Source organism: Neoroseomonas oryzicola (genome assembly GCF_012163135.1).
GTDB lineage: Bacteria > Pseudomonadota > Alphaproteobacteria > Acetobacterales > Acetobacteraceae > Neoroseomonas > Neoroseomonas oryzicola.
This window is the reverse complement of record NZ_JAAVUP010000001.1, coordinates 342,207-367,511: the sequence shown is the minus strand read 5'-3', so window position 1 is coordinate 367,511 and position 25,305 is coordinate 342,207. Positions and strand designations below refer to the sequence as shown.

General features: G+C 69.2%; 19 protein-coding genes. 8 read left to right on the top strand and 11 right to left on the bottom strand.

Going from position 1 to position 25,305, the window contains the following annotated elements; genetic code table 11:
• Positions 1–130 precede the first annotated feature (130 nt).
• Genes GWK15_RS01780 through GWK15_RS01765 form a run of 4 tightly spaced genes read left to right on the top strand, consistent with a single transcriptional unit; the run spans position 131 to position 6,112 of the window.
• Positions 131–1,381, top strand: a complete 1,251-nt coding sequence (locus tag GWK15_RS01780; RefSeq protein WP_168038470.1) for a glycosyltransferase — start codon at positions 131–133, stop codon at positions 1,379–1,381.
• Positions 1,378–2,427 (top strand): glycosyltransferase family 2 protein, encoded by a 1,050-nt coding sequence (locus tag GWK15_RS01775; RefSeq protein WP_168038468.1) that lies wholly within the window; start codon positions 1,378–1,380, stop codon positions 2,425–2,427. The genes GWK15_RS01780 and GWK15_RS01775 overlap by 4 nt, the downstream gene beginning before the upstream one ends.
• Positions 2,424–4,664, top strand: coding sequence for a GumC family protein (locus tag GWK15_RS01770; protein WP_168038466.1), 2,241 nt, complete (start codon positions 2,424–2,426; stop codon positions 4,662–4,664). The genes GWK15_RS01775 and GWK15_RS01770 overlap by 4 nt, the downstream gene beginning before the upstream one ends.
• Positions 4,661–6,112: a hypothetical protein gene (locus GWK15_RS01765; RefSeq protein ID WP_168038464.1), complete on the top strand. Its 1,452-nt coding sequence runs from the start codon at positions 4,661–4,663 to the stop codon at positions 6,110–6,112. The genes GWK15_RS01770 and GWK15_RS01765 overlap by 4 nt, the downstream gene beginning before the upstream one ends.
• On the opposite strand, the gene GWK15_RS26495 is transcribed toward GWK15_RS01765, so the two are convergent.
• Entirely contained in the window at positions 6,099–6,596 is a 498-nt protein-coding gene (locus GWK15_RS26495) for a helix-turn-helix domain-containing protein (protein ID WP_168038462.1), read from the bottom strand. The genes GWK15_RS01765 and GWK15_RS26495 overlap by 14 nt on opposite strands.
• Before the next feature lie 246 nt (positions 6,597–6,842).
• Positions 6,843–7,526 (bottom strand): response regulator, encoded by a 684-nt coding sequence (locus GWK15_RS01755; protein WP_168038460.1) that lies wholly within the window; start codon positions 7,524–7,526, stop codon positions 6,843–6,845.
• Positions 7,527–7,872: 346 nt separating this feature from the next.
• Here GWK15_RS01755 and GWK15_RS26490 point away from each other — a divergent pair, with 346 nt between their 5' ends.
• From GWK15_RS26490 to GWK15_RS01735, 4 genes are all read left to right on the top strand, one after another.
• Positions 7,873–9,495 carry an ATP-binding protein gene (locus GWK15_RS26490; RefSeq protein ID WP_168038458.1) on the top strand — a complete coding sequence of 541 codons (1,623 nt, stop codon included), beginning with the start codon at positions 7,873–7,875 and terminating at the stop codon, positions 9,493–9,495.
• 7 nt (positions 9,496–9,502) lie between these two features.
• Positions 9,503–10,774 (top strand): outer membrane beta-barrel protein, encoded by a 1,272-nt coding sequence (locus GWK15_RS01745; protein WP_168038457.1) that lies wholly within the window; start codon positions 9,503–9,505, stop codon positions 10,772–10,774.
• Positions 10,775–10,912: 138 nt separating this feature from the next.
• Positions 10,913–12,082, top strand: a complete 1,170-nt coding sequence (locus GWK15_RS01740) for an acyltransferase family protein (RefSeq protein WP_168038456.1) — start codon at positions 10,913–10,915, stop codon at positions 12,080–12,082.
• Positions 12,083–12,686: 604 nt separating this feature from the next.
• Complete coding sequence (locus tag GWK15_RS01735; protein ID WP_168038454.1) at positions 12,687–16,511, top strand: beta strand repeat-containing protein; 3,825 nt, start codon at positions 12,687–12,689, stop codon at positions 16,509–16,511.
• Positions 16,512–16,560: 49 nt separating this feature from the next.
• Here GWK15_RS01735 and greB read toward each other — a convergent pair whose 3' ends face one another.
• The 9 genes from greB to GWK15_RS01690 all read right to left on the bottom strand — a co-directional run bounded on the left by greB (position 16,561) and on the right by GWK15_RS01690 (position 25,300).
• Complete coding sequence (gene greB, locus GWK15_RS01730) at positions 16,561–17,094, bottom strand: transcription elongation factor GreB (RefSeq protein ID WP_168038452.1); 534 nt, start codon at positions 17,092–17,094, stop codon at positions 16,561–16,563.
• Positions 17,091–17,918, bottom strand: coding sequence for an inositol monophosphatase family protein (locus tag GWK15_RS01725; protein ID WP_168038450.1), 828 nt, complete (start codon positions 17,916–17,918; stop codon positions 17,091–17,093). The genes greB and GWK15_RS01725 overlap by 4 nt, the downstream gene beginning before the upstream one ends.
• A complete protein-coding gene (hflX, locus tag GWK15_RS01720; protein ID WP_168040195.1) occupies positions 17,915–19,231 on the bottom strand; it encodes a GTPase HflX in 1,317 nt (438 codons plus the stop codon). The genes GWK15_RS01725 and hflX overlap by 4 nt, the downstream gene beginning before the upstream one ends.
• Positions 19,215–19,550: an RNA chaperone Hfq gene (hfq, locus tag GWK15_RS01715; protein ID WP_168038448.1), complete on the bottom strand. Its 336-nt coding sequence runs from the start codon at positions 19,548–19,550 to the stop codon at positions 19,215–19,217. Before hfq ends, hflX begins: the two co-directional genes overlap by 17 nt.
• A 92-nt stretch (positions 19,551–19,642) precedes the next feature.
• The gene (locus GWK15_RS01710) at positions 19,643–20,293 is read right to left on the bottom strand and encodes an HAD family hydrolase (protein ID WP_168038446.1); all 651 of its coding nucleotides are present in this window, start codon (positions 20,291–20,293) and stop codon (positions 19,643–19,645) included.
• On the bottom strand, positions 20,290–20,694 hold the full coding sequence (locus GWK15_RS01705; RefSeq protein ID WP_168038444.1) for an ester cyclase: 405 nt from the start codon (positions 20,692–20,694) through the stop codon (positions 20,290–20,292). Before GWK15_RS01705 ends, GWK15_RS01710 begins: the two co-directional genes overlap by 4 nt.
• Positions 20,691–21,563 carry a D-amino-acid transaminase gene (locus GWK15_RS01700; RefSeq protein ID WP_168038442.1) on the bottom strand — a complete coding sequence of 291 codons (873 nt, stop codon included), beginning with the start codon at positions 21,561–21,563 and terminating at the stop codon, positions 20,691–20,693. Before GWK15_RS01700 ends, GWK15_RS01705 begins: the two co-directional genes overlap by 4 nt.
• A gap of 10 nt (positions 21,564–21,573) precedes the next feature.
• Entirely contained in the window at positions 21,574–22,992 is a 1,419-nt protein-coding gene (gene ntrX, locus GWK15_RS01695; RefSeq protein WP_168038440.1) for a nitrogen assimilation response regulator NtrX, read from the bottom strand.
• The gene (locus tag GWK15_RS01690; RefSeq protein ID WP_168038438.1) at positions 22,982–25,300 is read right to left on the bottom strand and encodes a sensor histidine kinase NtrY-like; all 2,319 of its coding nucleotides are present in this window, start codon (positions 25,298–25,300) and stop codon (positions 22,982–22,984) included. Before GWK15_RS01690 ends, ntrX begins: the two co-directional genes overlap by 11 nt.
• Between the last annotated feature and the right edge of the window lie 5 nt (positions 25,301–25,305).

Here is a 25,305-nt window from a genome sequence, read left to right as displayed (position 1 = left end):
GCGCCTCGCCCGCATCGAGGGAAGAGTTTTCAGCACCCCGGTTTGAAGGAGATGCCCGACCGTCGCCATCAATGCGCATGCTCGCTGCGCAGGCACCGGCGATGGTCATCGCAACCGTACAGGCGTCACCATGAACGCCTGGCACACCTCGCTCAAGCCGATGCTTGCGCAGGCCTATTCGCGGACCTGCGCGGCGGCGCTCGATCTCGCGATCGCACGTCAGGCGGCGACGCGCTCCTTCCATCGCGTTGCTGTCGTCGCAGCCCTCGGGCGACGCAATGGCATCTCGAGCGGCGCCGTGCTGCAGTTCGAGATGCTCCGCCGCCTCGGCTTCGAGGCGGAACTGATCGATGCTGGCCCCGCGCTGCGCAATCCGCTCTTTCGCGTGCGCCACGCTCCGGCGAGCACCTATGTCGTGCATTGCGGCGCCCCGCAGACGCCGCAGTTGCTCGCCGCCGTCATGCCCGCCGCCGCCAGCGCCTGGCGCATCGGCTATTGGGCGTGGGAGCTGCCTGATCCGCCCGATGACTGGTTCGGCTACGACCGCCTGGTCAACGAGGTCTGGACGCCGAGCCGCTTCGCCCAGGCGAGCCTGCGTCGCCTGACCGACCGGCAGATCGGCGTCGTGCCGCATGTCGTGCCCGCGCGGGAACGCCGCCGGCGCGATCCGTCGCAGCCCTTCACCGTGCTCTGCTTCGGCGACAGCCGCTCGAGCTTTGCGCGGAAGAACCCGGCTGGCGCGATCGCTGCCTTCCAGGCGGCCTTCGGCGAGAGCGGCGCGGCGCGCCTCATCGTCAAGCTGAACGGCGCTGCCGACCCCGACTGCGCCGTCGAGCGGGCCGCGGCAGGCCTGCCGAACGTGACCATCCTGCGCGACTTCCTCGACGAGGCGGCGCTCGACGCGCTGTACCGCTCGGCGGACGTGCTGCTCTCGCTGCACCGCGCCGAGGGCTTCGGCCTGCCGATGCTCGAGGCGATGGCGCGCGGCGTACCGGTCGTCGGCACCGGCTGGTCCGGCAATGTCGACTTCATGGATTCGTCCAACGCCGTGCTGGTGCCGGCGCGCCTCGTTCCCGTCGAGGACGATGCTGGGATCTACCGCGACAGCGTCTGGGCGGAGCCCGACTTGCTGACGGCGAGCGCGGCGCTGCGCGGCCTCGCCGAGGATGCGTCGCGCTGGGAACGCCTGTCCTGCGCAGCCCACGCGGCCGCGGCGAGCCTGGCACGCCATGTGCCGGCCGCCCTCGCCCAGCAGGCGGAACGCCGCGGCCAGATACGCGCCATGGTCGCCGCACGGATCGCCGGCACCGCGTGGCCGCGCGGGCGCGACGCGCGCGGCGCCGCCAATGCACGCGACGTCGTTCAGGGAGAGCACGGATGAGGATCGCCATCGGGATCCCGACCTATGGACGACAGGCGATCGTGCTCGAGACGGTGGCGGAACTCGCCCGACTCTCGCGCCCGGCCGACCGCATCATCGTCTGCTACGCGCGGGACGAGGATCTTCCACCGCCCGACCGGCGGCCCGCTTCCGTCGAGTGGCTCCGATCGGAGGCGGGGCTCTGCCGCCAGCGCAACCGCATCCTCGCCGAGGTCGGCGATTGCGACGTCATCCTCTTCCTCGACGACGACTTCCTGCCAAAGCCCGACTACCTCTCGGTGATGGAGCGGTTGTTCCTCGCGCGCCCCGAGGTCGTCGTCGCGACGGGCACCGTGCTGGCGGACGGCGTCACCGGCGTCGGTCTGTCCTTCGCGGAAGGGCGCCGGATCCTCGCGGACGACCCCGGCAGCGCGGACCCGCTGCATGTGCGCCCGGTCGCGAACGGATATGGCTGCAACATGGCGATGCGCCTTTCCGTGCTGCGCAGGACAGGGCTGCGCTTCGACGAACAGCTGCCGCTCTATGCCTGGCAGGAGGATGTCGAATTGTCCTGCCGCCTCGCCGCGCATGGGTCGATCTTCCGCGTGGATGGCGCCCGGGGCGTGCATCTCGGCGTCAAGGCCGGGCGCTCGCCCGGGCTGCAACTCGGCTATTCGCAGGTGATCAACCCGCTCTACATCGCCACGCGCGTGCCGGCGTACACGATGCGCCGCGCGGTCCGACAGATCGGCCGGAACCTCGCGGCGAACATGCTGTTCGCGATGCGCCCGGAACCCTGGGTCGACCGGCGCGGACGACTGCATGGAAATCTTATCGGGCTGGTCGATGCTTTGCGCGGCCGGCTCGCGCCCGAACGGATCCTGGCGCTCGGCGCGGCGGCGCGCCGGGCCGCCAGGACGCAGCAGGATCGTGCGCCGGCAGGACCTGAGCACGCCACCGGACTTCGCCTGTCGCCCTCTGCACCGGGCCCGCGCGGCAGCTACGGCGCCCAGGGGCATGCGCGTGAGAACCGGCCGATCACCTATCAGAGAGTGCCTCCGTCATGACCGTGCCAGCCCTTCACCTACCCCCGCTTCGGCACGGGCCGGAGGTCCTGCGCGAGGAGGAGCCGATCGGCGTCCCGGTTCGGCGCCTCTTTGCCGTGCTGCGCCGGCGCGGCTGGCTTGTCGTGCTCGTGGTGCTCCTTGGTGTCGGCGGCATGCTCGCCTGGCTCAACCGCGCGACGCCGGAATACCGGGCCGAGGCCGCGGTGCTGATCGAACCGCGCAACACCCAGGTCAGCGACCTGCAGGCAATCTCGCCCGATGCCGGCAACGCCAACCTGATCCGTACGCAGATCGACATCCTGCGTTCACCGGCCATGGCGCGCCGCGTGGTCGACCGGCTGAATCTCGCCGGCACCCCGGGGTTCAGCGGGGGGCCGGGATTGCTGACGCGCCTCACCATCATGCTGCACGATGCCTTCGGCTTCTTCCCCGAAGCAGCGCACTGGCCGAGTTCGGGGGATCCGCGCGAAACCGCCGCGGCGATCCTGAGTTCGCGCATCGGCGTTCAGAACGAGCCGCGGTCGCATGTCCTGATCATCTGGATCGAAACGCCCTCGGCGGAGCTCAGCGCGCAGATCGTGAACGCCCTGGCCAATGAGCTGCTCGAATTCCGCCGCCGACAGAAGGGCGCGGCGATGGAGCGCGCCCATGCCTGGTTCAGCGCGCGCCTGGATGAACTGGCCGAGCGGATGCGTGCTTCGGAGCGCTCCATCGAGGATTATCGCATCGAGCACGGGCTGACCGAGCTCATCGGTACGCGCAACGGCAGCGCGCCGATCGTCACGATCAATCGCCAGCAGCTCGATGACATCGCACGGCAGCTGGTGGCAGCGGAGACCGAGCGCCTGCGCAAGGAAGGTCAGCTCGCCGAGGCCGAGACTGCCTTGCGGAACGGCGGCCGCGTCGATGCCCTGCCGGAGGTCATGAATTCCCCGATCATCCGCACCCTTCGCGACCAGGAATCGCAGGCCGGCGCGCGCGAGGCGCAGCTCGCGGCGACGCTCGGCGCCAGGGCGCCCGACCTGCAGGCGGCCCGCTCCCAGCGGGCCGGCTTCCAGCGCCGCCTGCGGGAGGAGATGGCCAATGCGCTGAACGGGCTGCGCAGCGAAGTCGCCGCGGCCCGCGCGCAGGAGGCATCGCTGCGCGACCGCCTGGCCGCGCTGCGCCGCGTCGTCGCCCAGGACAACGTCGCCGAGGTCCGCCTGCAGAGCCTACAGGCCGAGGCGCAGGCCAACCGCGCGATCTATGAGAGCTTCCTGACCCGCGCGACGCAGCTCGCCAATGCCTCGGGCATCCAGGAGGCCGATGCCGAGCTGGTGTCCGAGGCCGTGCCGGCGGAAGGCCCCAGCAGCCCCAAGCGCGGAAGGCTGCTGCTCGTCGCGTTCGGTGCCTCGCTCGTCTCGGGCATCGCGCTGGTGTTTGGCCTCGAGCGGCTGCGCGAGGGCTTCTCGACGCCGGACTCGCTGGAATCGGCGCTCGGCCTCGCCTCGATTGGCGTGCTGCCGCAGACGAGCAACCGCGCCCGACAGGGAGGCACGAGCGTCGCCGCAGCGCAGTATTCGGCCTCCATTGCACGATTGCGCGGCGTGCTCCAGGTGATGGGCACGGAACGTCGCACCCGCACCATCGTCGTGACCTCCGCCCTGCCGCGGGAAGGCAAGTCTGCCCTGGCGCTGGGGCTTGCCCGCAGCGCGGCGCGCGGCGGATCCCGCGTGCTGCTGATCTGCGCCGACCTCCGCAGCCCGCCCGACGTGCCGGAGTTCGGCCCCCCCGGTGCGCCGGGCCTCGCCGAGATCCTTGCGGGCAACCTGGTCGGTGACGGCCGCGACGTGCTGCGCGAAGCCGAGAAGGGCCTGCACGTCCTGCCGAGCGGGTCCATCGCCGGCGATGCGCAGGAACTGCTCGGCTCGCCGCGCCTCGGCAAGCTGCTGGACTGGGCGTCGAAGAACTTCGACCTGGTCCTGATCGACACCCCCCCGGTCCTGCCTGCGGCCGATGCCCTGCTGGTGGCGCGCCAGGCGGATGCGACGGTCTTCGCGGTGCGGTGGGAACGCACGCCGCGCGCCGCGGCGCGGGACGCGCTGCGCCTGCTCAATGCGACCGGCGCACGCGTGGTCGGCGCGGTGATGACGCAGGTGAAGCTGCGCCACTTCGCGCGCCAGGCCAGCGACGGCCTCGCCTATCTCTATCGTGACCACCGTGGCTACTACGGCCATCCTGGAGATGGCCGCGGGTGAGCGTGACCGCGATCGGCGTCGTCGTCCTTGCGCTCTGCCTGCGCTATTGCGGTTCTGCGCCGCGCCTGCTGCAGCTCGTTTTCCTGGCGGGCGTCTTCGACGCCGCCGCGGCGCTCATCTTAGGCGGCTTCGGCATGCCGCCGGCCTTCCCGCCGGCGATCATGCTGGTCGGCCTGCTGGCCATGCAGTACCTCGCCGGGCGGCGGAGCATCGCCGAGGTGCCTGCGCTGCACCTGATGACGCCGCTGCTGCTCTTCTTCGCCTATGCGGCCGTGACGGCCGTGATGCTTCCCGAGGCCTTCGCCGGGCGCATCATCGTCTGGCCCCAGAAGTTCGCCGACATCGAGCCGCAGCCCGTGCCGATCGCGCCGGGCCAGGGCAACATGAACCAGGTGGCCTACCTCGCGGCCAATGTGGGCCTGGCGCTGGCGACGGCGCTGGCCGCCGGCCGCGCGGGGACGCCATGGCGCGCCATCGTGAAGGCCTACCTGCTTTCGGGCTATCTCGTGATGGTCCTGGTCGCCTGGGACTTCGCAAGCCGCACCGTCGGCCTGCCCTTCCCTTCGGACATCGTCTACTCGAACCCAAGCTGGAGCATCGTCGAGCAGAACATCGGCAGCCTGCCGCGCCTGCAGGGGCCCTTCGCGGAGCCCTCCGCCCTCGCCTTCTACCTGGCCGGGCTGGCCTTCGCCTGCATGGGACTGTGCCTTCGCGGGCACCGGGTGATGCGACCCGACCTGCTGCTGGTGATGGCCTGCTTTGCGACCTTCCTGTCGACCTCGACCACCGGTATCGCGGCGCTCGTGGTCGGATTGCCGGCGCAACTCGCCTTCGCGGCCGCGGCCGGCCGGGGCATGGCCGTCCGGCGCATGATCCGCGTGCTGGCCGTGCCCGGTACGATCGCGCTGCTTCTCGCCGCCGGCCTGCTGGTCATGCGACCGGAACTGCTCGACGTCGTCGCGGAGGTCATCGACACTACGATCGAGAAGCGGGAGTCCGACTCCTTCACCGAGCGCAGCCTGATGAACACCGTCGCCTGGAATGCGTTCCTGTCGAGCGGCGGGCTTGGCGTCGGGTGGGGCAGCACCCGTGCCTCTAGCATCCTCCCCGGCCTGCTCGCCGGCGCCGGCCTTGTCGGCGCGGTGACGACGGCGTGGTTCGGGCTGCGGATGATCCGGCTGGTCCGTCGTGCCCGGGCTGTCGCGAACGCCGGCAACCCGGCCCTGATCGCCATCGACTGCTTCGGGGCCGCGCTCGCCGGCCAATTGCTGGCCGCGGCCTTCTCGGCGCCGGTCATCACGACACCGGTCTTCTTCGCTCAGCTGGGTATCGTGGGAGCTGCCGCGATCCGCGTCCTGATCGACGCATCGGCGCGGGCGCGGATGGTGGTGCAGGCGGCGGCGGCGCCCAACGCGCCACCGCCGCTGCTGCAGATCAGCGGCCGATGAATTCCAGCGGCGCGCGGTGGAGGATCTGCACGGTCTGAGAGTCCGGCAGCGCGATGAGCCCATCCGAGATCATCTGCGTGAAGTTCCGGCAGACCGTCTCGGGCGACAGGCACAGGTAGTCGGCGATGTCGTAGCGCGACATCGGCAGGCGGAAATCCGCCTCGCCGGGTGCGATGCGGTCCGCCATCTCGAGCAGGAAGGCGGCGAGCTTCTCGCGCGCGTTCTTGTGGCCGAGCATGAACAGCCGCGCCTGCATCGCGCCGATCCGCGCCTGGGCAAGGTCGGGCTCGCCCTCGACCTCGGCCGCATCGGTGGCCAGCAGCGCGACGTGCGCGGGCGTCACCGCCTCGATGCTGCCATTGTGCCGGCGTACCTCGTTCAAACCGATGCCGTCGCCGGGCATCAGGAAGTCGGTAATCTGCCGGCGGCCGTCATGCAGGGGGTGGCAGACGCGCAGGCAGCCCTCCGCGACGCGAAGCGCCACCAAGTCACCGCGATCTGGGGAACGGAACACCTCGCCCCTGCGCATGCGGCGCTCGGGCAAACGTGTGGACACACGCAGTTCCAATGGAACTGCGCCTACTTGATGCCTGATCAACATGGCATTCTCCGCGCTGGGGGGTGGCGTGGATGGCCTCGAACACAGAGACGTTACGAGTCGATTTTGTGCACTGCCATACGGAAAACCCCTAACCCGGAAGCAACGTGATCGCGCTCACAGTCGCCGTGATCATGCTTGCGGCGGTTGGGCCGCCTGATCGACGACGCCGGCCTCGATCGCGATGCGCACCAGCTCCGTCACGCAGGTCGCGCCGGACTTCCTGAAGATGCGCGTGCGGTGCACCTCCACCGTGCGCGGGCTCATGTGAAGTGCATTCGCGACGGCCTTGTTCGACCCGCGCGCGACGAAAGCCGCGAGCACCTCGCGCTCGCGCGGCGTCAGGGCGTTCAGGCGCGCACGCGCGGCCGCATCCTGCGGCGCTGGCGTGAACTGCCGGCAAGCGGCGGCGACCGTATCGAGCAGGGTGTCGGCATCGACCGGCTTCTCGAGGAAATGGACCGCACCCGCGCGCATGGCCTCGACGGCGAGCGGAACCGTCGCGTGGCCGGAGAGGAGGATCACGGCGAGGGACGCGCCGCTCGCCGCGGCGCGCTCACGCAGGATCCGCAGCATGCCCACGCCGCTGCGGCCGGGCATGCGGACGTCGCTGATGACGAGCATGGGCTCGGCGCGCGCCGGGGTGCTCTCGGGCGCGGCCAGGAACTCGTCCGCCGATGCGTAGCGATGGACCTCATACCCGTTTTGCGCGAGCAGGCAGGCCATCGACTCGCAGATCTCAGAGTCATCGTCGACTATATGTATTCGAGTAGTTGTATTCATGTCGAATGCCTCACTTCTCGAACTTTGGATCACCCGATTTCACTGAATGGCACCAAGTTTCGGACCAGGCTTTGCTTTGGATAAGTTATCTGGCAACCCAATAAGCGTGAAGACTTGTCAATAGCAAGTCCGGCGTGCCATTTTTTGGGCGGGGGCAAGGGGACTTGCCAAAATGATTGATAAATCCGCGTCTTTATCAACCATGACGCGATAACTGGACACTCTCCGTGCCGTTCGGAGCGATGACCAGGCCCACCGACCTGCCCGACGGACGCGATGCATCCGGCGCGGGATCGCGCGACCGCGCGCGACCGGCGCCATGATCCGCCGCCCGAGAGCCCCGCGCCACGGTCACGGCTGGGCGTGGCATGCTGCCTGTGTGGCAGCGGCGCTGATCGCGGCGGCGGCCGTGCCGGTCATGGCCCGCCTGGCCTTCGGCGACCCCGCGCAGGCCGCCCGCGGCGCGGCGCTGCTCCAGGCGGAACGCCTCTCGGCCAGGGCCGTGCTCTCCGTTTCCATAACCCTCGACAATGCCCGCGCTGCCCTGCGCGCAGCGGCGGCGCAGGGCGGCGACCCGGCGCGGACGGGCGCCGAGGGTTCTGAGGCAGAGCTCGTGATGCGACGCGTCTCTCCCGAGGGGCCGACTGCGGCGCCCCGCGGCGTCACGGCCGAACGCGCCCGGGGCGGCCTGCGGCTCGTGGTCGAGGAACGCGTTCCGGAACCCCCCTCCCCCGACGCCGGTCAGTTCGTCGGCACCGTCCGCATGCCGCTGCGCGCCATCGATGGCATGCCGCAGGCGGCTGTCGGTCTTGCGGATCCAGCGTCGTCGCGCCTGCTGCCCATAGGCGGCGCCGAGCCCGACCTGCGCGCCGCCGAGCGCGCCCTTGCGTCCCGGGCGAAAGGCCCCGGCGCAGCCCACGCCCTGGTCGAGGCGGAGCAGGGCGGGACGATGACGGCCGTGGCCTGGACGCCGGTGCCCGGGACGCGCCTCGTCGCCTTCGCCGCCGTGCCGGTCGACCCTGCCCCCGGGCCACGCGCCTGGCCCTGGCTCGTCGGGCTGCTCTCGGCCGGCATCGGCGCGGCCGTCGTGCTGATAGCGCACGGGGCCCATGAGCGGCGCCGCATCGCCGACGCCCTCGAACGCGCGAAGCGCGACCACGAGGCGGCCATCCATGCGTTGGCCGAGCGCCAGAACCTGGAGACCCTGGGGCGCCTGACCGCCGGCGTCGCGCATGACATGGGCAACGTGCTGCAGGCGGTGGAGCTCTATCTCCGCTCCATTCCGGGATCCCTCGACGACCGGGCCGCCACGCTGCGCCTGGTCGAACGCGCGAGGGCCGCGGCGCGGCGCGGGGCCGTCGGCGCACGGGACCTCCTTGCCCTCGCCCGCGGCGCCGAGCAGCCGCCGGAGCCGACCGACATCCGGCCGCTGCTCGGCGAACTGGCCGACGTCATGCAGGAATTGCTGGGCGAGGCCTACACCGTCCGGGTGGACGTATCGCCGCAACTGCCGCGGGTGCTTGCCGAGCCCGGCGACCTCGAGGCGATGCTGATCAACCTCGCGACCAATTCGCGCGACGCGATGGCCGAAGCCGGCCACGGCGTGCTCTCCATCTCGGCGACGATGGTCGGCGCGCCAGAGGCGTCGACCGCCGCCCCGGACCTGCCCGGCGGCGAGTGGGTCCGAATCGTCGTCGCCGATACCGGCGTGGGGATGGACCCCGAGGTGCTGGAGCGGGCCATGGAGCCGTTCTTCACCACCAAGCCCCGCGGGCGCGGGACGGGCCTCGGCCTCGCCATGGCGCGCGAGTTCGCGGAGCGTTCCGGCGGCCTGCTGCGCATCGAGAGCGTGCCCGGAAGCGGCACTCGCGCGAGTCTTTTTCTGCACCCCGCATCGGAGGCTGGTCCTGCCGCTGCTACGGATGCCAATGTTGCGCCAATGGTGAAGAACACCCTGTCCCACCGGGCGGGGCCAGCGGGAAACATTCATGCACCAGGGTAGGACGAAGATGCAGGCGCCCCGACCGTTCAAGCGCGCCGCCGGGGGGATCGGCATCTCGATGGCGATGCTCCCGGTCTGCGCCGGCGGGGCCCTGGCGCAGGAGGACATCCGGGTCGTGCCCGACCGCGGCCAGACCGTGATGGACCGCTCCCGGCCGGAAGTGGACCCGGTTGGCGTGCGGATCGGCAGTTTCCGGCTCGATGCCGCGGCCTTCGCGGGTGTCGGCTACGACGACAACCTGCTCGGCACCTCGACCAACAAGCTGGGCGACGGCTTCGTCGAGGAAGGCGCGCGCGCCAGCCTGGTCAGCGACTGGACCGTGCATCAGTTGGGCGTGCGCGCGGGCATCGTGAACCGCACCTACTTCAACGAGGGCAATTTCGATTGGACGGACTGGAACGCCTCCGCCTTCGGCCGCTACGACTTCGGCGGCGACACCTCGGTGAACGCGGCCTACACGCATTCGCGCCTCCACCTTGCCCCGCAGAGCGTCGACGTACAGCAGGCCGGCCTCGCCGAGCCTGTTCCCTACAACGTCGACCAGTTCGACGTCGGCGGGACGACGCGCTTCAACCGCGTCACGCTCGGCATGTCGGCGACCTATGCCATGTACCGCTACGACAATGTCCCCGGCCCCGGGGGCAACGTCTCGGTCTACGACTATGACGCGCTCACCCTGCGGCTCGATACGGGCTACGAGTTCGTCCAGGGGCGCAGCATCACGCTCGGCATCCGGTACCAGGACCTGAAGTACCAGGATTCCGCCTCGAGCGACCGCGACAGCCAGACATGGGCGGCGCTCGCCGGCTTCCGCTACGATTTCGACGGCGTCTGGGCCGCGCGGATCGCCATCGGCTACGCTTGGCGAGATTACGACGGGCCGCAGTTCAAGTCGCTCGGCACACCGGCGGTCGAGGCGAACGTGACCTGGAACGCGACAGCGCTGACGACGCTGAACTTCACCGCAAGCCGTTCGATCCAGGAGTCGATCCGCAACACAACGGCCAGCTACGTCAGCAACTACGCGCAGATCCGCGCCGACCACGAATTGCTGCGGAACGTCATCATCTCGGGCTGGGCGGGCATCGGCGGACAGGAGTACCAGCAGCCGACGCAGCGCGCGACGGACCTGATCTTCGGCGCCCAGGCCACTTGGCTGATGAACCGCAACCTCGCTCTGTCGCTCGAGTACCGCTACGTCGACCGCGTCTCGGCAACCGGGGGCCTGCAGGAATACGACGAGAACGTCGTGATGCTCCGACTGCGCGCCGCCCTCTGACGCGCATCGCCATCCGCGCGAGTCTGCGCGGGCGGCCTGCAATCGGATGCGTCGACATGTTTTCCCGGCCTGCGACCGGACAAGGCTTCGTGATCGCTTATGATGACGGGGTCTCGCAGGCCGAGGATGCTCCGGAACGTGCCGAAGGAATGGAACGCGAGCGCGGCCGTTTCGCCGCAGCGTCTGACCTCGCTCGATGCGCTGCGCGGCTTCGCCAGCCTGCTCGTGCTCTTCTATCACCTCGACGACGTGCTCGTCGCACGCGGCGCCGAGCCGCCGTTCTGGGGGCTCGGGCATGGCGGCGCGCGCGGCGTCGACCTTCTCTTCGTGCTCAGCGGCTACGTCATGGGGCGGCTCTACCTGCGTGACGGCGCCCGGAAGGTCTCCCCTGCGGATTTCCTGAAGCAACGGGCGCGGCGGCTGCTGCCCGCCTTCTGGATCGTCTCCGTCGTCGCGCTATCGCTCTACCTGCTGGGGTTTGGCGGGGCCGACAAGGCGGCGAAGCTCGAGCCCTGGCGCCTGGTGGCCAGTTTCCTGCTGCTGCCGCAGGACATGCCGCCGCTGGTCAACGTCAGCTGGTTCCTCGTCTACGAGGCGCTCTTCTACGCGCTCGTCGCGCTCGCGCTGTTCAAACGGCGCCTCGGCATCGGGGCCATCGTGGCGTGGCAGGGACTGATCCTGGTGCTGTGGATCGCAGGCCATCCCGTCGGCCCGTCGAAGGCTCCCGGCTATCTTCATCCGCGCAGCCTCGGCCTCGGCATCGGCGTCGTTTTTGCACTGTTGGGCGAGAGGTTGGAGCGCGGAGGGCCGCTCGGCCTCCTGCGCGCGGCCTTCGTGGCTTCGGCGGGTCTGTTCCTCGCGAATATCATCTGGGAAGGGATCGGCGAGCGCGACACCCATGGCGTGCCGATCGGGCTGCTCGACATCGCTGCCGGCACCATGCTGCTGGCCTCGACATCGCTGGAGCGCCGCTGCGGCAGCAGGGCGCCCGGCTTCCTCGTGGGTGTCGGCAACATGTCGTACTCGGTCTACCTGACCCATTTCGCGACCATGACGCTGATCGCCGCGTTCGTCGCGCGTGTCGGGATGCCTCTCGGCATGGCGGGCGCGGTGTTGTGCCTGGCGGGCGCCATGCTCATCGGCGCAGGAATGCATTTCGGGATCGATAGGCCGTTGCAGGCTGCGTTCCGACGACGGTCGGCGGGCAGCGGGGCGTCGCCGCGAAAACGGGGCGACGGGCGACGGGCGGTCTCCGTGCCGACAGCCGTGGCGGCGGACCGCCGGACAGAGCGGCATTTGCCCGCCTAGAACCAAGCGTTCGCGGACGGGCGTTGGGCCCAGCGGGCATGTTCTCGCGATTTCGTCAGAGGATCCCTCGGCACGTCCCGTGGAAGGCCACGCTCGATGCCCGATCACGCGCGCGCCGGGCGCGAGGCGCCGGCAAGACGGATCGCGCAATTCTCCCTGAAATAGAAAGATATACGTTGATCACAGCCGATAGGTTTAGATTTGAATGCGCTGGCATTCGATATTCCAAATCGGGGAGACCACCCTTCGTCTTTTTCAGATTCTGGATCAGACATAGATTTTGATAAAACCTGTTAGTTGTACGCGTGGGGATAAAATTCGCATTGCGCGTTCCATAATGCATTCTGACAATCCTGACGCGTGCACGAATTCCAGTTTCGTCCTTTCTGAGAAGTTCAATCACATCCATGTAACGAATGGCTGTGGCGCCACTATCATTTCGAGTGTCACGACAGTCACCATTACGTGACTCTCGCGGGCATCCATGGCGCCCTTGCCCCGCGACATTGCCTCATCCCGTCACGCAGCCTTGAGCGAACCGGCGAGAAGTTCACGGCGCGTCATGGGCAAGCGCCAAGAACACGAAGCGGACGGAGCCCCCCCGATGTCCGGAACCACCTTTCGCCTCCTCACCGACCAGAACGACTACGCGCCGGGTTCGACGGCGATCATCACTGCCGACGGCCTGACGATCGGCACGACGCTGACGATGAACGTCCAGCACGTCGCGGGCGCGGGTCTGGACGGGCTCTATGGCACATCGGATGACGAAGTTCTGGATCTTGGCGGCGCCGGGCATGAGACCTGGACCGTCACCGATGGCGGCGAGGGTGATCTCGACGGGTTGGCGAACGGGACGATCGTCACGTCCTGGTATGTGAACCCCGATGATTCCGCGAACCAGACATTCGTTCTGACAGCCACGGAAACGGCCAGTGGTCAGGATGGCATTCTCGGGACGTCGGACGACGTCTTTGGCGCATCGACGGCGGCGGTCTTCACCGATGCGGTGATCGACCTTACGACGGACGGCTCATCGGGGACCGCGAACGGTGCGTATTTCGTGCAGTCCGGCGCCGTGTCTTCGGCTGGGACGGGGCTGATCGAGGCTTTCGTCAGGTTGCAGAACGGTGGAACCGAGGACGGCTTCAACACCGATGACCGTCCGATCGAGGACAGCAACGGCAATACGCTGTCCGACATCAACACGTCGCCGAGCTTCACCAAGTCGCTTGAACTCAGCGCCGTGCCGATCGTCGATCCCGACGCCATCGCCGGGACGGGCAAGTTCTTCGAGTTCCGCCTCGACATCAATCAGCTGAGCAACAGCCCGCTCCTGTCGCTGGACCGCCTTCAATTGTACCTTGGCAATTCCGCCACGCTGAACAACTTCAACACCGACCCGCTACATGCGGGAGATGCCTTCGGGAGCGCCGCGCAACTCGTCTACAATCTCGACGCCGGCGCGAACAACACGATCTACCTCAACTACAATCTCGAGCCGGGCAGCGGCAAGTCTGACATGTACTTCTATGTCCCGGTGGAACTGGTCTACGGCGCCGATGGCGTCGCGGGCGGCGCCGGGGCGAACGTCGATCTGATCAATACGTCGATCTTCAACTACGTCTATCTCTACTCGGAGTTCGGTTCGACCGGCGGCGCGTACGCCACGAACGATGGCTTCGAGGAGTGGTCGGTTTCGAAAACTGCGGACGTTGTCATCTCGGGCTATAAGTGGGAGGACAGCAACGGCAACGGTGCCTGGGACGCGGGCGAGCACGGGCTCGAGGGTTGGGAAATCCTTGTCGACTACGACAACGACGGAACCTGGGACGGCGCCGTCTACACCGATGCGACGGGCTACTACGAGATCCCGATCTTCGTGCTTCCCGAGGACAAGAATTCTGTCACGATCACTGTCGGGGAGACGGTTCAGCTGGGCTGGACGAACACCTACGACGGTCCCGATGTAGGGACTGACGGCAAGACGCAGGTGACGATCACGAACCCCGCGGGTCAGGGCCTCAACAATCTTCAACTGCCGATCGGGGACTTTGGCGTTACCGAGGTGATGAACTTCGGCAACTTCAAGAATATCTCGATCTCCGGCCTGAAGTACACCGACACCAACGGTGACGGCTCGCTCAGCGGCGACAGCCCGGGCACGCCAGGCCAGACCTTCACCATCAACCTCTACACCTTCACCGATGCCGACGATGACGGCGTGCGCGACGCTGGCGAGGCGCTGACCTTCGTCAGCACCACCGAGACCGACGCCACCACCGGCGCCTGGGCCTTCGGCAACCTCGGCCCGCTCGCCGGCCTGCAGAAGTACTACGTCGCCGAGGCCGGTGAGACCGGCTGGACCCAGACCGTCGGCACCGACGGCTACGTCACCGACCCGACCTCGGGCGTCAACGACACCAACAACGACTTCGGCAACTTCAAGAACATCTCGATCTCCGGCCTGAAGTACACCGACACCAACGGTGACGGCTCGCTCAGCGGCGACAGCCCGGGCACGCCAGGCCAGACCTTCACCATCAACCTCTACACCTTCACCGATGCCGACGATGACGGCGTGCGCGACGCTGGCGAGGCGCTGACCTTCGTCAGCACCACCGAGACCGACGCCACCACCGGCGCCTGGGCCTTCGGCAACCTCGGCCCGCTCGCCGGCCTGCAGAAGTACTACGTCGCCGAGGCCGGTGAGACCGGCTGGACCCAGACCGTCGGCACCGACGGCTACGTCACCGACCCGACCTCGGGCGTCAACGACACCAACAACGACTTCGGCAACTTCAAGAACATCTCGATCTCCGGCCTGAAGTACACCGACACCAACGGCGACGGCTCGATCAGCGGCGATCCCGCCGGCACCCCGGGGCAGACCTTCACCATCGGCCTGTACTCCTGGATCGACACCGATCTCGGCGGCGACGTCGACGAGAGCGAACTCTCCCTGCTCGACAGCACCGAGACCGACGAGACGACCGGTGCCTGGTCCTTCGAGGGCCTCGGCCCGCTCGCCGGCAGCGCCAAGTACTTCGTCCGCGAGGAGGGCGAAGGCGGCTGGACCCAGACCTATGGCGGGGACGGCTACCTGATCAACGCCACCTCCGGCAACGACAGCACCGGCAACAACTTCGCCAACTTCGAGCTCTTCGACATCTCCGGCACCAAGTACACCGACGTGACCGGCGACGGCTCGATCAGCGGCGATCCCGCCGGCACCCCGGGGCAGACCTTCACCATCGGCCTGTACTCCTGGATCGACACCGATCTCGGCGGCGACGTCGACGAGAGCGAACTCTCCCTGCTCGACAGCACCGAGACCGACGAGACGACCGGTGCCTGGTCCTTCGAGGGCCTCGGCCCGCTCGCCGGCAGCGCCAAGTACTTCGTCCGCGAGGAGGGCGAAGGCGGCTGGACCCAGACCTATGGCGGGGACGGCTACCTGATCAACGCCACCTCCGGCAACGACAGCACCGGCAACAACTTCGCCAACTTCGAGCTCTTCGACATCTCCGGCACCAAGTACACCGATGCCAACGGCGATGGGCTGACAACTGGCGACAGCGGCCTTGGCGGCATCACGATCTACATCGACCTGAACAACAACAGCCTGCTCGACTCAGGAGAGTTGCAGACCGTCACGGCGAGTGACGGAAGTTGGTCCTTCACCGACCTCGACTGGACGTACGACGGAGCGACGGTTCGCGAGATCGTTCCTGACGGTTACGTCGCGACGCTCGGCAGCAACGGTTACGTGATCGACGCAACGTCGGGCAACGACCAGACGGGCCTCGACTTCGCGAACCACCCGGAAACCTGCTTCGAGGGTCTCACCCCCGGCTTCTGGAAACAGCCGCAGAACTGGTCCAAGGTCGAGATGGACAGCGACTTCCTCAGCTGGATCAGCCAGTTCGCCGACGGCGGCTGGGACAAGAAGCCCGGCATCAGCTTCGCGGACATCATGAACACCGTGACCTTCGCCGAGGCCTTCAGCGGCATCAATGGCACCAAGGACACCTTCGATTTCGTCTACACGCAGAAGGGCGCCACCAAGACCATCGACTCCGACATCACGCTGCTCCAGGCGCTGAGCACCAACGGGAATGCGGACAGCGTCCAGGCTCTCTATCGGCATGCTACCGCCGCGCTGCTCAACTCCGGCGTGGCCGAGGACCAGGCGGACGCCTTCCATTATTTCCTGACGACGGATGAGGTGATCAACGCGGTCCGTGACGTGTTCGGCGCAGACACGAGCAACGCCAATCGCCCGGCTGCTGCGCTGGAGCTCAAGGACGACCTAGCCTTCCTGAACGAGCTCGAGACCGAGAACACCTGGAGCGACGATCACGTCTGCCCGACGATCGACCAGCTCACCCAGATGTTCGAGAACCAGTACTCCGACCCGTTCCACTGAATCCGGCAACAGCACCACGACCTGTCGGGGCCGCCCATCGGGGCAGCCCTCAGGCTGCGGGGTAGCGGACCTCGACAACCTCGACTTCGTCGCTCCCCGCCGGCGTCCTCACCTTCCGCACATCCCCCACCCGCGCGCCCAGCAGCGCGCGCGCCACCGGCGCGACCCAGGAGATATCCCCCTTCTCCGCATCCGCCTCATCCACGCCGACGATGCGGATCGTCACCTCGGCATCGTCGGACAGCCGCGCATAGGTCACGGTCGCGCCAAAGAACACCTGATCGCGCCGCGCCTGCGCCGCTGGGTCGACCACCTGCACCCGCTCGAGCCGCTTGCGCAGGAACCGCACCCGCCCGTCGATCTGCCGCAGCCTGCGCTTGCCGTACTGGTAGTCGGCATTCTCCGACCGGTCGCCGAGCGATGCCGCCCAGGAGACGATCTCCACCACCTTCGGCCGCTCATCCTCCCACAGCGCGCGCAGTTCCTCGCGCAGCGCCGCGGCGCCGGCCGGCGTCATGTAGAAGGGCGTGCCCGGGGGAAGGCCCGGCGGACCTTCCTCGCCATCCTCGTCCTCGTCGCTCACGGCGCGAGCAGGGCCTCGTGTGCGGCTTCCCAGGATGCGCGGTCGGGCGCGCAGATCAGCCCGCCGTCGCGATGCGTCGGCAGGTAGGCGCTGCCGTCGAAGCGCGCGGAGTAGCCACCGGCCTCGCGGTGGATCAGCCAGCCCGGCAGGTGATCCCAGGGCATCAGCCGGTTGTAGAGTTGCAGATGTGCATGTCCGCCCGCCGTCAGGCGGTATTCGTGCGCCGCGCAGCGGAACCCGACGATGCCTGCGAAGCGCGCCAGGCGCGACGCGACGCGGGACCGCAGCGGCTCCTTCAGGTAGGACCAGGAAATCGCGCCCACCATGCGATCGACCGAGACCGGCGCGGCGACGCGCAGGTCAGTCATGTGCCGCCCCTCGGCATCCGCGATCCACGCCCCCTCCCCGCGCAGCGCCATCGCGGTGTCGTCGCCGAGCGGATCATGGATCCAGGCCGCAACCACTTCCCCGCGATGCACCGCCGCCGCCATCGACCCGAACAGCGGCGTGCCGGAGGCGAAGTTCGCCGTCCCATCCACCGGATCGACCACGAAGGCTAGGTCCGCCCCAGCCAGGCGGTCGAGCACCCCCTCATCCGCCGCCGCCGCCTCCTCGCCGACGATGGCCGCGCCGGGGAACATGCGCGCGAGGCCGGCGGCGATGACCTTCTCTGCTGCCTCGTCCGCGTCGGTCACCAGGTCGAGCGGCCCCGACTTCGCCCGCACCTGGCCCTGCGCCAGCCGGCGGAAACGCGGCAGGATCTCCGCCCGCGCCGCGGTGCGCAGCAGGGTGGCGACCTCGGTCGCCTGGGTGGCGGTGATCACGACCGGTCCTCGAACCGCGCGCGGTCGGCGGGGGACAGGCGCACGGTCAGCCGGATCTGCTCCTCCCCGTCGGTGCGGGCGAGCACCTCCCCGTGCTGGTACAGCCAAGCCAGGCGCGCACCGTCGCTGGTCGGTACCTTTACCTCGATCGTCTCCATGCCGGCCGAGATGCGCACATCGATCGCCCGGCGCAGATCCTCGAGCCCCTCGCCCGTCAGCGCCGAGACCGGCACCGCATCCGGCACGCGCCGCTGCACCGCCTCGATGCCGCCGAGCAGATCGGCCTTGTTCAGCACCTCGACCACGCGGCCTTCCCAGCCTTCCTCGAGCGTCGCGTGCGGACCCTCGGCCATCTCCTGCATCACGCCGAGCACGTCGGCGCGCTGCGCCGCACTGTCCGGATGCGCGATGTCGCGCACATGCAGGATGATGTCGGCGGCCGCCACTTCCTCGAGCGTCGCGCGGAAGGCCTCGACCAGTTGCGTCGGCAGGTCGGAGATGAAGCCGACGGTGTCCGACAGGATGACCGTCCGCCCCGAGGGCAGCCGGATCGCCCGCATGGTCGGGTCGAGCGTCGCGAACAACTGGTCCTGCGCGTAGACGCCTGCGCCGGTCAGCGCGTTGAACAGCGTCGACTTGCCGGCATTGGTGTAGCCGACCAGCGCGACGACCGGGAACGGCACGCGCTCGCGCGCCTTGCGGTGCAGGCCGCGGGTGCGCCGCACCTGGTCCAGCTCCCGCTTCAGCTTGACGATGCGGTCGCCGATCAGGCGCCGGTCGATCTCGATCTGGGATTCGCCCGGGCCGCCGAGGAAGCCGAAGCCGCCCCGCTGCCGCTCGAGGTGGGTCCAGGACCGGACGAGGCGGGTGCGCTGGTATTCCAGATGCGCGAGTTCGACCTGCAGCGCGCCTTCCTTGGTGCGCGCACGCTCGCCGAAGATCTCGAGGATCAGGCCCGTGCGGTCGATGACCTTGCAGCCCCAGGCGCGTTCGAGGTTGCGCTGCTGCACCGGCGTCAGCGACGCGTCTACGACGACGAGGCCGGCATCCTGGTCCTTCAGCGCCCGGCCGACGATCTCGACCTGCCCCTCGCCAAGCAACGTCGCCGGGCGGCGCTCCCGCAGGGGGTGTACCGCCTCATGGACGATCGTGACGCCGATCGAGGCGGCGAGGCCTACCGCTTCCGCGAGTCGCGCCTCGGCCGCACGCTGGCCGCCCGCGTCGCCGATGGCGACGCGGTTGCTCCGCTCATAGGGCAGGATGACGGCCGCGCGGGTGGGGCGGCCGTCGCGGGCCTCAGCTTCCGCCGCCAGGGGTCACCTCACGCGTCAGCGTCATGCGGGTCTCGGACACCGGGGCGCCGGCGGTCGGGGCGCCGGCCGGCTGGGCACCGGCCTGGGCGGTCGCGTCGAACAGCATGATCGGCGCGCCGGGCATGACGGTGCTGATCGCATGCTTGTAGACCAGCTGGGTGTGGCCGTCCCGGCGCAGCAGCACCGAGAAGTTGTCGAACCACGTAATGATCCCCTGCAGCTTCACGCCATTCACCAGGAAGATCGTGACGGGGGTCTTGGATTTGCGAACGTGGTTCAGGAACACGTCCTGCACGTTCTGGGACTTCTCGGCGGCCATTGGACCGGTCCTTCTTCTTGCCGGTCACCGACCGGTCTGCGGACCGGCGAAAACCATTTCCGGCCGCCGGCGGGCGGAGTGTTGTCCGGGCGTCAGGGAATGGCAAGGGAAAGGAGGTGCGCTTCGAGCGCATGGCCGTCTGCGAAGACCGCATCCGGCCGCGCGGCTGCGACGCCGCCATCGTGCGAGGCATCGCCCAGCAGCACCGCCCGGCACCCCGCTGCGCGCGCCGCCTGCATGTCGAGCGCGGTGTCGCCCACGTACCAGACCGCGGGCGAGGCCTGCACGCCGAGGGCGTCCAGCGCCATCAGGATCGGCGCCGCGTCGGGCTTGTCGCGCGCTGCATCCCCGGCGCCGACCAGCGTGCCGAAATGCACGGCCCAGCCGAGATGCGCCGCCTCGGCGCGCAGCAGCGGCCCCTGCTTGTTGGACACAACGCCCTGCGGCGCGACCCGCCCTGCAGCGAGGATGGCCGCCGCCGCGCCGGGCATCGGGGCCACGACCTCGAGGTGCCGGGCCCGGACCTCGGCATAGAAGATGTCCCGCGCGCGTTCCCAGTCCGGGCCGAACAGCGGCGGGAAGGATTCGCGCAGCGATTTGCGGACATTGCCGAGGACCTGCGCCCGGTCCCACTCCGGCAGGCCGAAGGCCCGGAAGGCCGCGTTCAGCCCGGCCTCGATCGCCGCCCATCCGTCGACCAGCGTGTTGTCCCAGTCCCACAGGATCGCCGCAGGCCGGGTCATGCCTGCAACTGGCCCGTCAGCCCGAGCATGTCGCCCATCACCCAGAGGTGCCGGATCCGCCCGTCCTCCAGCGTGAAGAAGCCCACGCCCTCCCAGGCGAGGTGCCGCCCGCTCGGCGGGTGGCCGAGGAAGGGCCCGGCATCGTGCGTGCCCGAGAAGCCGACCCGCGCGGCGACCTTGCCCTCCTCGGCGACCAGGTCGCGAACCTCGCAGCGATAGACCGAGAAGGCCTCGCGCACGCTGCGGACATAGGCCTCGAAGGCATCGAGGCCGCGCATCACCTGCCCGAAGGTCCCCTGGAAGGCGACGTCCTCGTGCATCAGAACGGGCAACTGCCCGATGTCGCCCTTTTCCCAGAGCTCGGCATAGAAGGCGCGGACGATGGCGGCCGGTTCGCTCACGCGGCGTTCTTCAGCCCGCCCTTCACGTGCCGCGCGAAGATCTCGAAGAGCTGCCTGACGACGGGCCCGACCTGGCCGTCGCCGACCGGCGCGCCGTCGATCTTCACGATCGGCTTCACGAAGGAGGTTGCCGAGGTCAGGAAGGCCTCCCGCGCACGGCGCATCTCCTCGAGCGAGAAGGCCCGCGTCTCGAAAGGGATCCCGGCCTGCTGCAGTTCCGCGATCAGCGCCGCGCGCGTGCAGCCCGGCAGGATCGCGTGGTCGAGGTGCCGCACGCGGATCGTGCCGTGCTCGTCCACGATCCAGAAGGACGTCGCGGCCCCTTCGGTGACCATGCCGGTCTCGGGGTCGAACAGCACCGCCTCGATCGCCCCCTGCTCCTTCGCCGCCTGGCGGGCGAGGCAGTTCGGCAGCAGGTTCACGGTCTTGATGTCGCAGCGCGCCCAGCGCAGGTCGGGCTGGGTGATCGCCGCGGCTCCCCAGCGGTCGACGGTGGCCGGATAGGGCGGGATGCGCTTGATCGTGACCACCAGCGCCGGCGGCACGGGCTTCGCCGGGAAGGCGTGTTCCCGCCGCGCGACGCCGCGCGTCACCTGCATGTAGAGCAGCCCCTCGGTGACGCGGTTCCGCCGCGCCACTTCCCGCAGCACCTGGCGCAGCGCGGCCCGGGCCATCGGCATGGGCAGCGCGATCTCGCGCAGCGAGCGTTCCAGCCGGTCGAGGTGCAGGTCCTCGTCGACGAAGCGGCCATCGTAGAGGTGCACCACCTCGTAGATGCCGTCGCCGAACTGGTAGCCGCGGTCCTCGATGTTCACCGCCGCCTCGGGCTGCGGCAGGTAGCGGCCGTTCACATAGGCGATGCGGGACATGTGTCGTCCTTCAGGCGTTGCCGACGGAACCCGGCGGGTTCGCCCGGTCCTCGGCCTGGACGCCGAGGAACTTGAGCTTGCGGTGCAGCGCGCTGCGCTCCATGCCGACGAAGTTCGCGGTACGGCTGATGTTGCCGCCGAAGCGCAGCAGCTGCGCCTCGAGGTACTGGCGTTCGAACAGTTCCCGCGCCTCGCGCAGCGGCAGGGTCATGATCTCACTCGACCGGTCGAGCTTCAGCACCGCCGGCGCCGCCGCGCCCACCTGGGGCGGCAGCATGTCCGGGCGGATCGTTTCCTTCGCCTCGCCCGGCGCCATGATCAGCAGCCAGTCGATCAGGTTGCGCAGCTCACGCACATTGCCCGGCCAGTCATAGGCCTGCATGGCGGCCAGCGCGTCCTCGGACAGGTCGCGCGATGCCATGCCCGTCGTCTCGGCCGAGCGCCTCATGAAGTGCCGCGCGAGCACCGGCACGTCCTCGCGCCGCTCGCGCAGGGACGGCACGCGCAGCGGCACGACGGCGAGGCGGTAGAACAGGTCCTCCCGGAAGCGCCCGGCGGCGATCTCGGCCTGCAGGTCCCGGTTGGTGGTGGACAGCACGCGCACATCGACCTTGACTCGCGTGCCGCCGCCGATGCGCTCGAAGCCCTGTTCCTGCAGCGCGCGCACGATCTTGCCCTGGGTCTCGAGCGGCATGTCGGCGATCTCGTCGAGCAGCAGCGTGCCGCCATGGGCGCGCTCCAGCACGCCGGCGCGGCGCGGCTGGGCGAGCGGATCCTGGCCCGCCTCGATGCCGAACAGCTCCTCCTCGAAGCGCGCGGGGTTCAGCGTCGCGCAGTTGAGCACCACGAAGGGCCCGTCCGCGCGGCGGGATCGGGCATGGATCATGCGCGCGGCGACTTCCTTGCCCGCGCCGGCCGGCCCGGTGATCAGCACGCGCGATCCGGTGGGCGCGACCTTCTCGATCGCCCCGCGCAGCTGCGCAAGCGGAGAGGAGCTTCCCACCAGGTCCGTCTCGGGCCCGGCGCGCAGGCGCAGCTCGCTGTTCTCCCGCCGCAGCCGCGCGGCTTCCAGCGCGCGCGCGACGATCAGCAGCAGCCGGTCGGACTTGAAGGGCTTCTCGATGAAGTCGTAGGCGCCTTCCTGGATCGCCTGGACCGCGGTCTCGATCGTGCCGTGCCCGGAGATCATCACGACCGGCACCTGCGGTTCCTCGACATGCAGCGCCTGCAGGATGCCGAGGCCGTCGAGGCGGGAATTCTGCAGCCAGATGTCGAGGATGACGAGCGACGGCCGACGCTGCCGGAACGCCGCGATGGCGGTGTCCGAGTTGTGCGCCTGGCGCGTCTCGTAGCCCTCGTCCGAGAGGATGCCCTCGATCAGCGCCCGGATGTCCGGCTCGTCGTCGACGATCAGGATCTCATGCGCCATGCGCAACCTTCGCTCCCTCGGCGGTCCTGGTCGAATCGGACGCGCCCTCGCCGGCCTCCCGAACCGGCAGGATCAGGGTGACCCGCGCGCCGGGGCCGTCTTCACGGTCCTCCAGCACCAGCCGCCCCCCATGGTCCTCCATGATCTTCTTCACGATGGCAAGGCCAAGCCCCGTGCCCTTCGGCTTATGAGTGACATAGGGCTCGGTCAGCCGGTCCCGGTCCTCCTCCGTCGGCAGGCCGACTCCGTCGTCGGTGACGGAGATGGTGACATGATCCGCGGTGGCGTCGATGGCCGCCTCGATCCGGCAGGCCCCCTCGGCGGCACGCATGGCGACGGCGTCGGCGGCGTTCTGCAGCAGGTTGGTCAGCGCCTGGCCGATCAGCCGGCGGTCGCAGGGCACCCGCGGCGCCGGGTCGGCGAAGCGCGTGACGTAGTCGATCTCGGGATGCGCGTCGCGTTGCAGCACCAGCGCCTCCCGCAGCAACTGGTTCACGTCCTCCGGCCGGATCACGGGCTGGGGCATGCGCGCGAAGGCCGAGAACTCGTCCACCATCCGCCCGATGTCGCCGACCTGGCGGACGATGGTGTCGGTGCATTGCCGGAAGGTGTCGGGATCGTCCTGGATCTGCTTGAGGTAGCGGCGCTTAAGCCGTTCCGCGCTCAGCTGGATGGGCGTGAGCGGGTTCTTGATCTCATGCGCGATGCGCCGCGCGACATCGGCCCAGGCCGCCTTGCGCTGCGCCGAGAGCAGTTCGGTGATGTCGTCGAAGGTCAGGACATAGCCCTCGACGCGGCCGCCCTGCATCTCGGCGCCGAGGCGCGCGATCAGCGTCCGCCGGGCCGACGGCGGACCGCTGCGGATCTCGTCCGTATGGGCGCGCTCCGGCTGGGCGCGGGCGGCCTCGATCAGCGGGGCGAATTCCGGCGCGACGCCGGCGAGCGGCAGCCCGATCGCGGCATCCAGGTCGACGCCGAGCAGCCCCGAGGCCGAGCGGTTCGGCAGGTTCACCCGCCCTTCGGCATCGAGGCCGATGACGCCCGCGGTGACACCCGAGAGCACCGTCTCGGTGAAGCGCCGCCGCTCGTCGATCTGGCGATAGGCCTCCATCAGTTCCGAACGCTGGGCCGAGAGCTGGCTCGTCATGCGGTTGAAGGCGCGCGAGAGGCTCGCGACCTCGTCATCCGCCTTGCCCTCATGCACGCGCGTCGACAGGTCGCCCGTGCGCACCCGTTCCGCCGCCGTGATCAGGCGCGAGATCGGACGCGCGATGCGGTTCGCGATCAGCAGGCCGAGCAGCACCGCGCCCAGCAGAACCAGCAGCGTCGCGATCGCGAAGATCACCACGAAGGTGATCTGCAGGTCGCCCCGGTTCTGATCAAGCCGGTCGTATTCCTGGAAGGCGAGCTCGGTCTTGCGCATGTGCTCGAGCACGCCGGGATCGACCGGGCGGCTGATCACCAGCAACAGGCCGGGCGGGATGTTCAGTTGCACCATCGCCCGGACGCGGCCTTCCCCGCCTTCCCCGGGCAGGACGACGACTTCCCCGGCGCGCGCCTGTTCCAGCGCCCAGGAGGGCGGGGCATCGATGACCGAGCCGGTGGTCAGCCCGGCCGAGGCCACCACCTGCCCCAGCGTCGGTTCCACCACCAGGGATTCGGTCAGCCCGCGGATCGCGGTATGGGTCGCGAGCAGCCGCGCGAAGGCGAGCCCGTTGTCGGGCAGCAGCACCGGCGCCGCGCGGTTGAGGTCGTTCGCGATGGCGAGGATATCGGCCCGGATGGTGTTGCGGTGTTCCTCGAGATAGGCGCGCGAGGCGACCAGCGAGGCCTCCAGCGTGTCCCGCACCCGGTCGCTGAACCAGGCCTGGATGCCGAGGTTGAAGAACACGGCGGCGAAGCCGGCCACCAGGATCGACGGTCCGACCGCGACAACGCCGAACAGCAAGACCAGGCGCACATGCAGGCGCGATCCGGCGGACCCTTCCCGCCGTTCCGCCCACATCCGCACGAAGCGCGCGATGACCGAGGCGGCAAGCAGCAGCAGCACCACCAGGTTCGCCAGTACGATGCCGACGACCTGCCCCGGGCTGGTCGGCCCCAGCGGCGTGCCGCCCGACAGCACGGCGAAGGTCGCAATGCCAAGCCCGAGGGCGACCAGCGCCAGTGCGATCGTCGCGGCACCGCCCAGCAGCGCATCCGTAATGCGCCGCGACAGCTTGCGGGGGGCCGGCGCCTCGCCGGCCGCCTCGGCCTGGGGGGGAACCGTGCGGCGGGGACCGCCGCTCCGGCGGAACAGGCCCGCCATGTCAG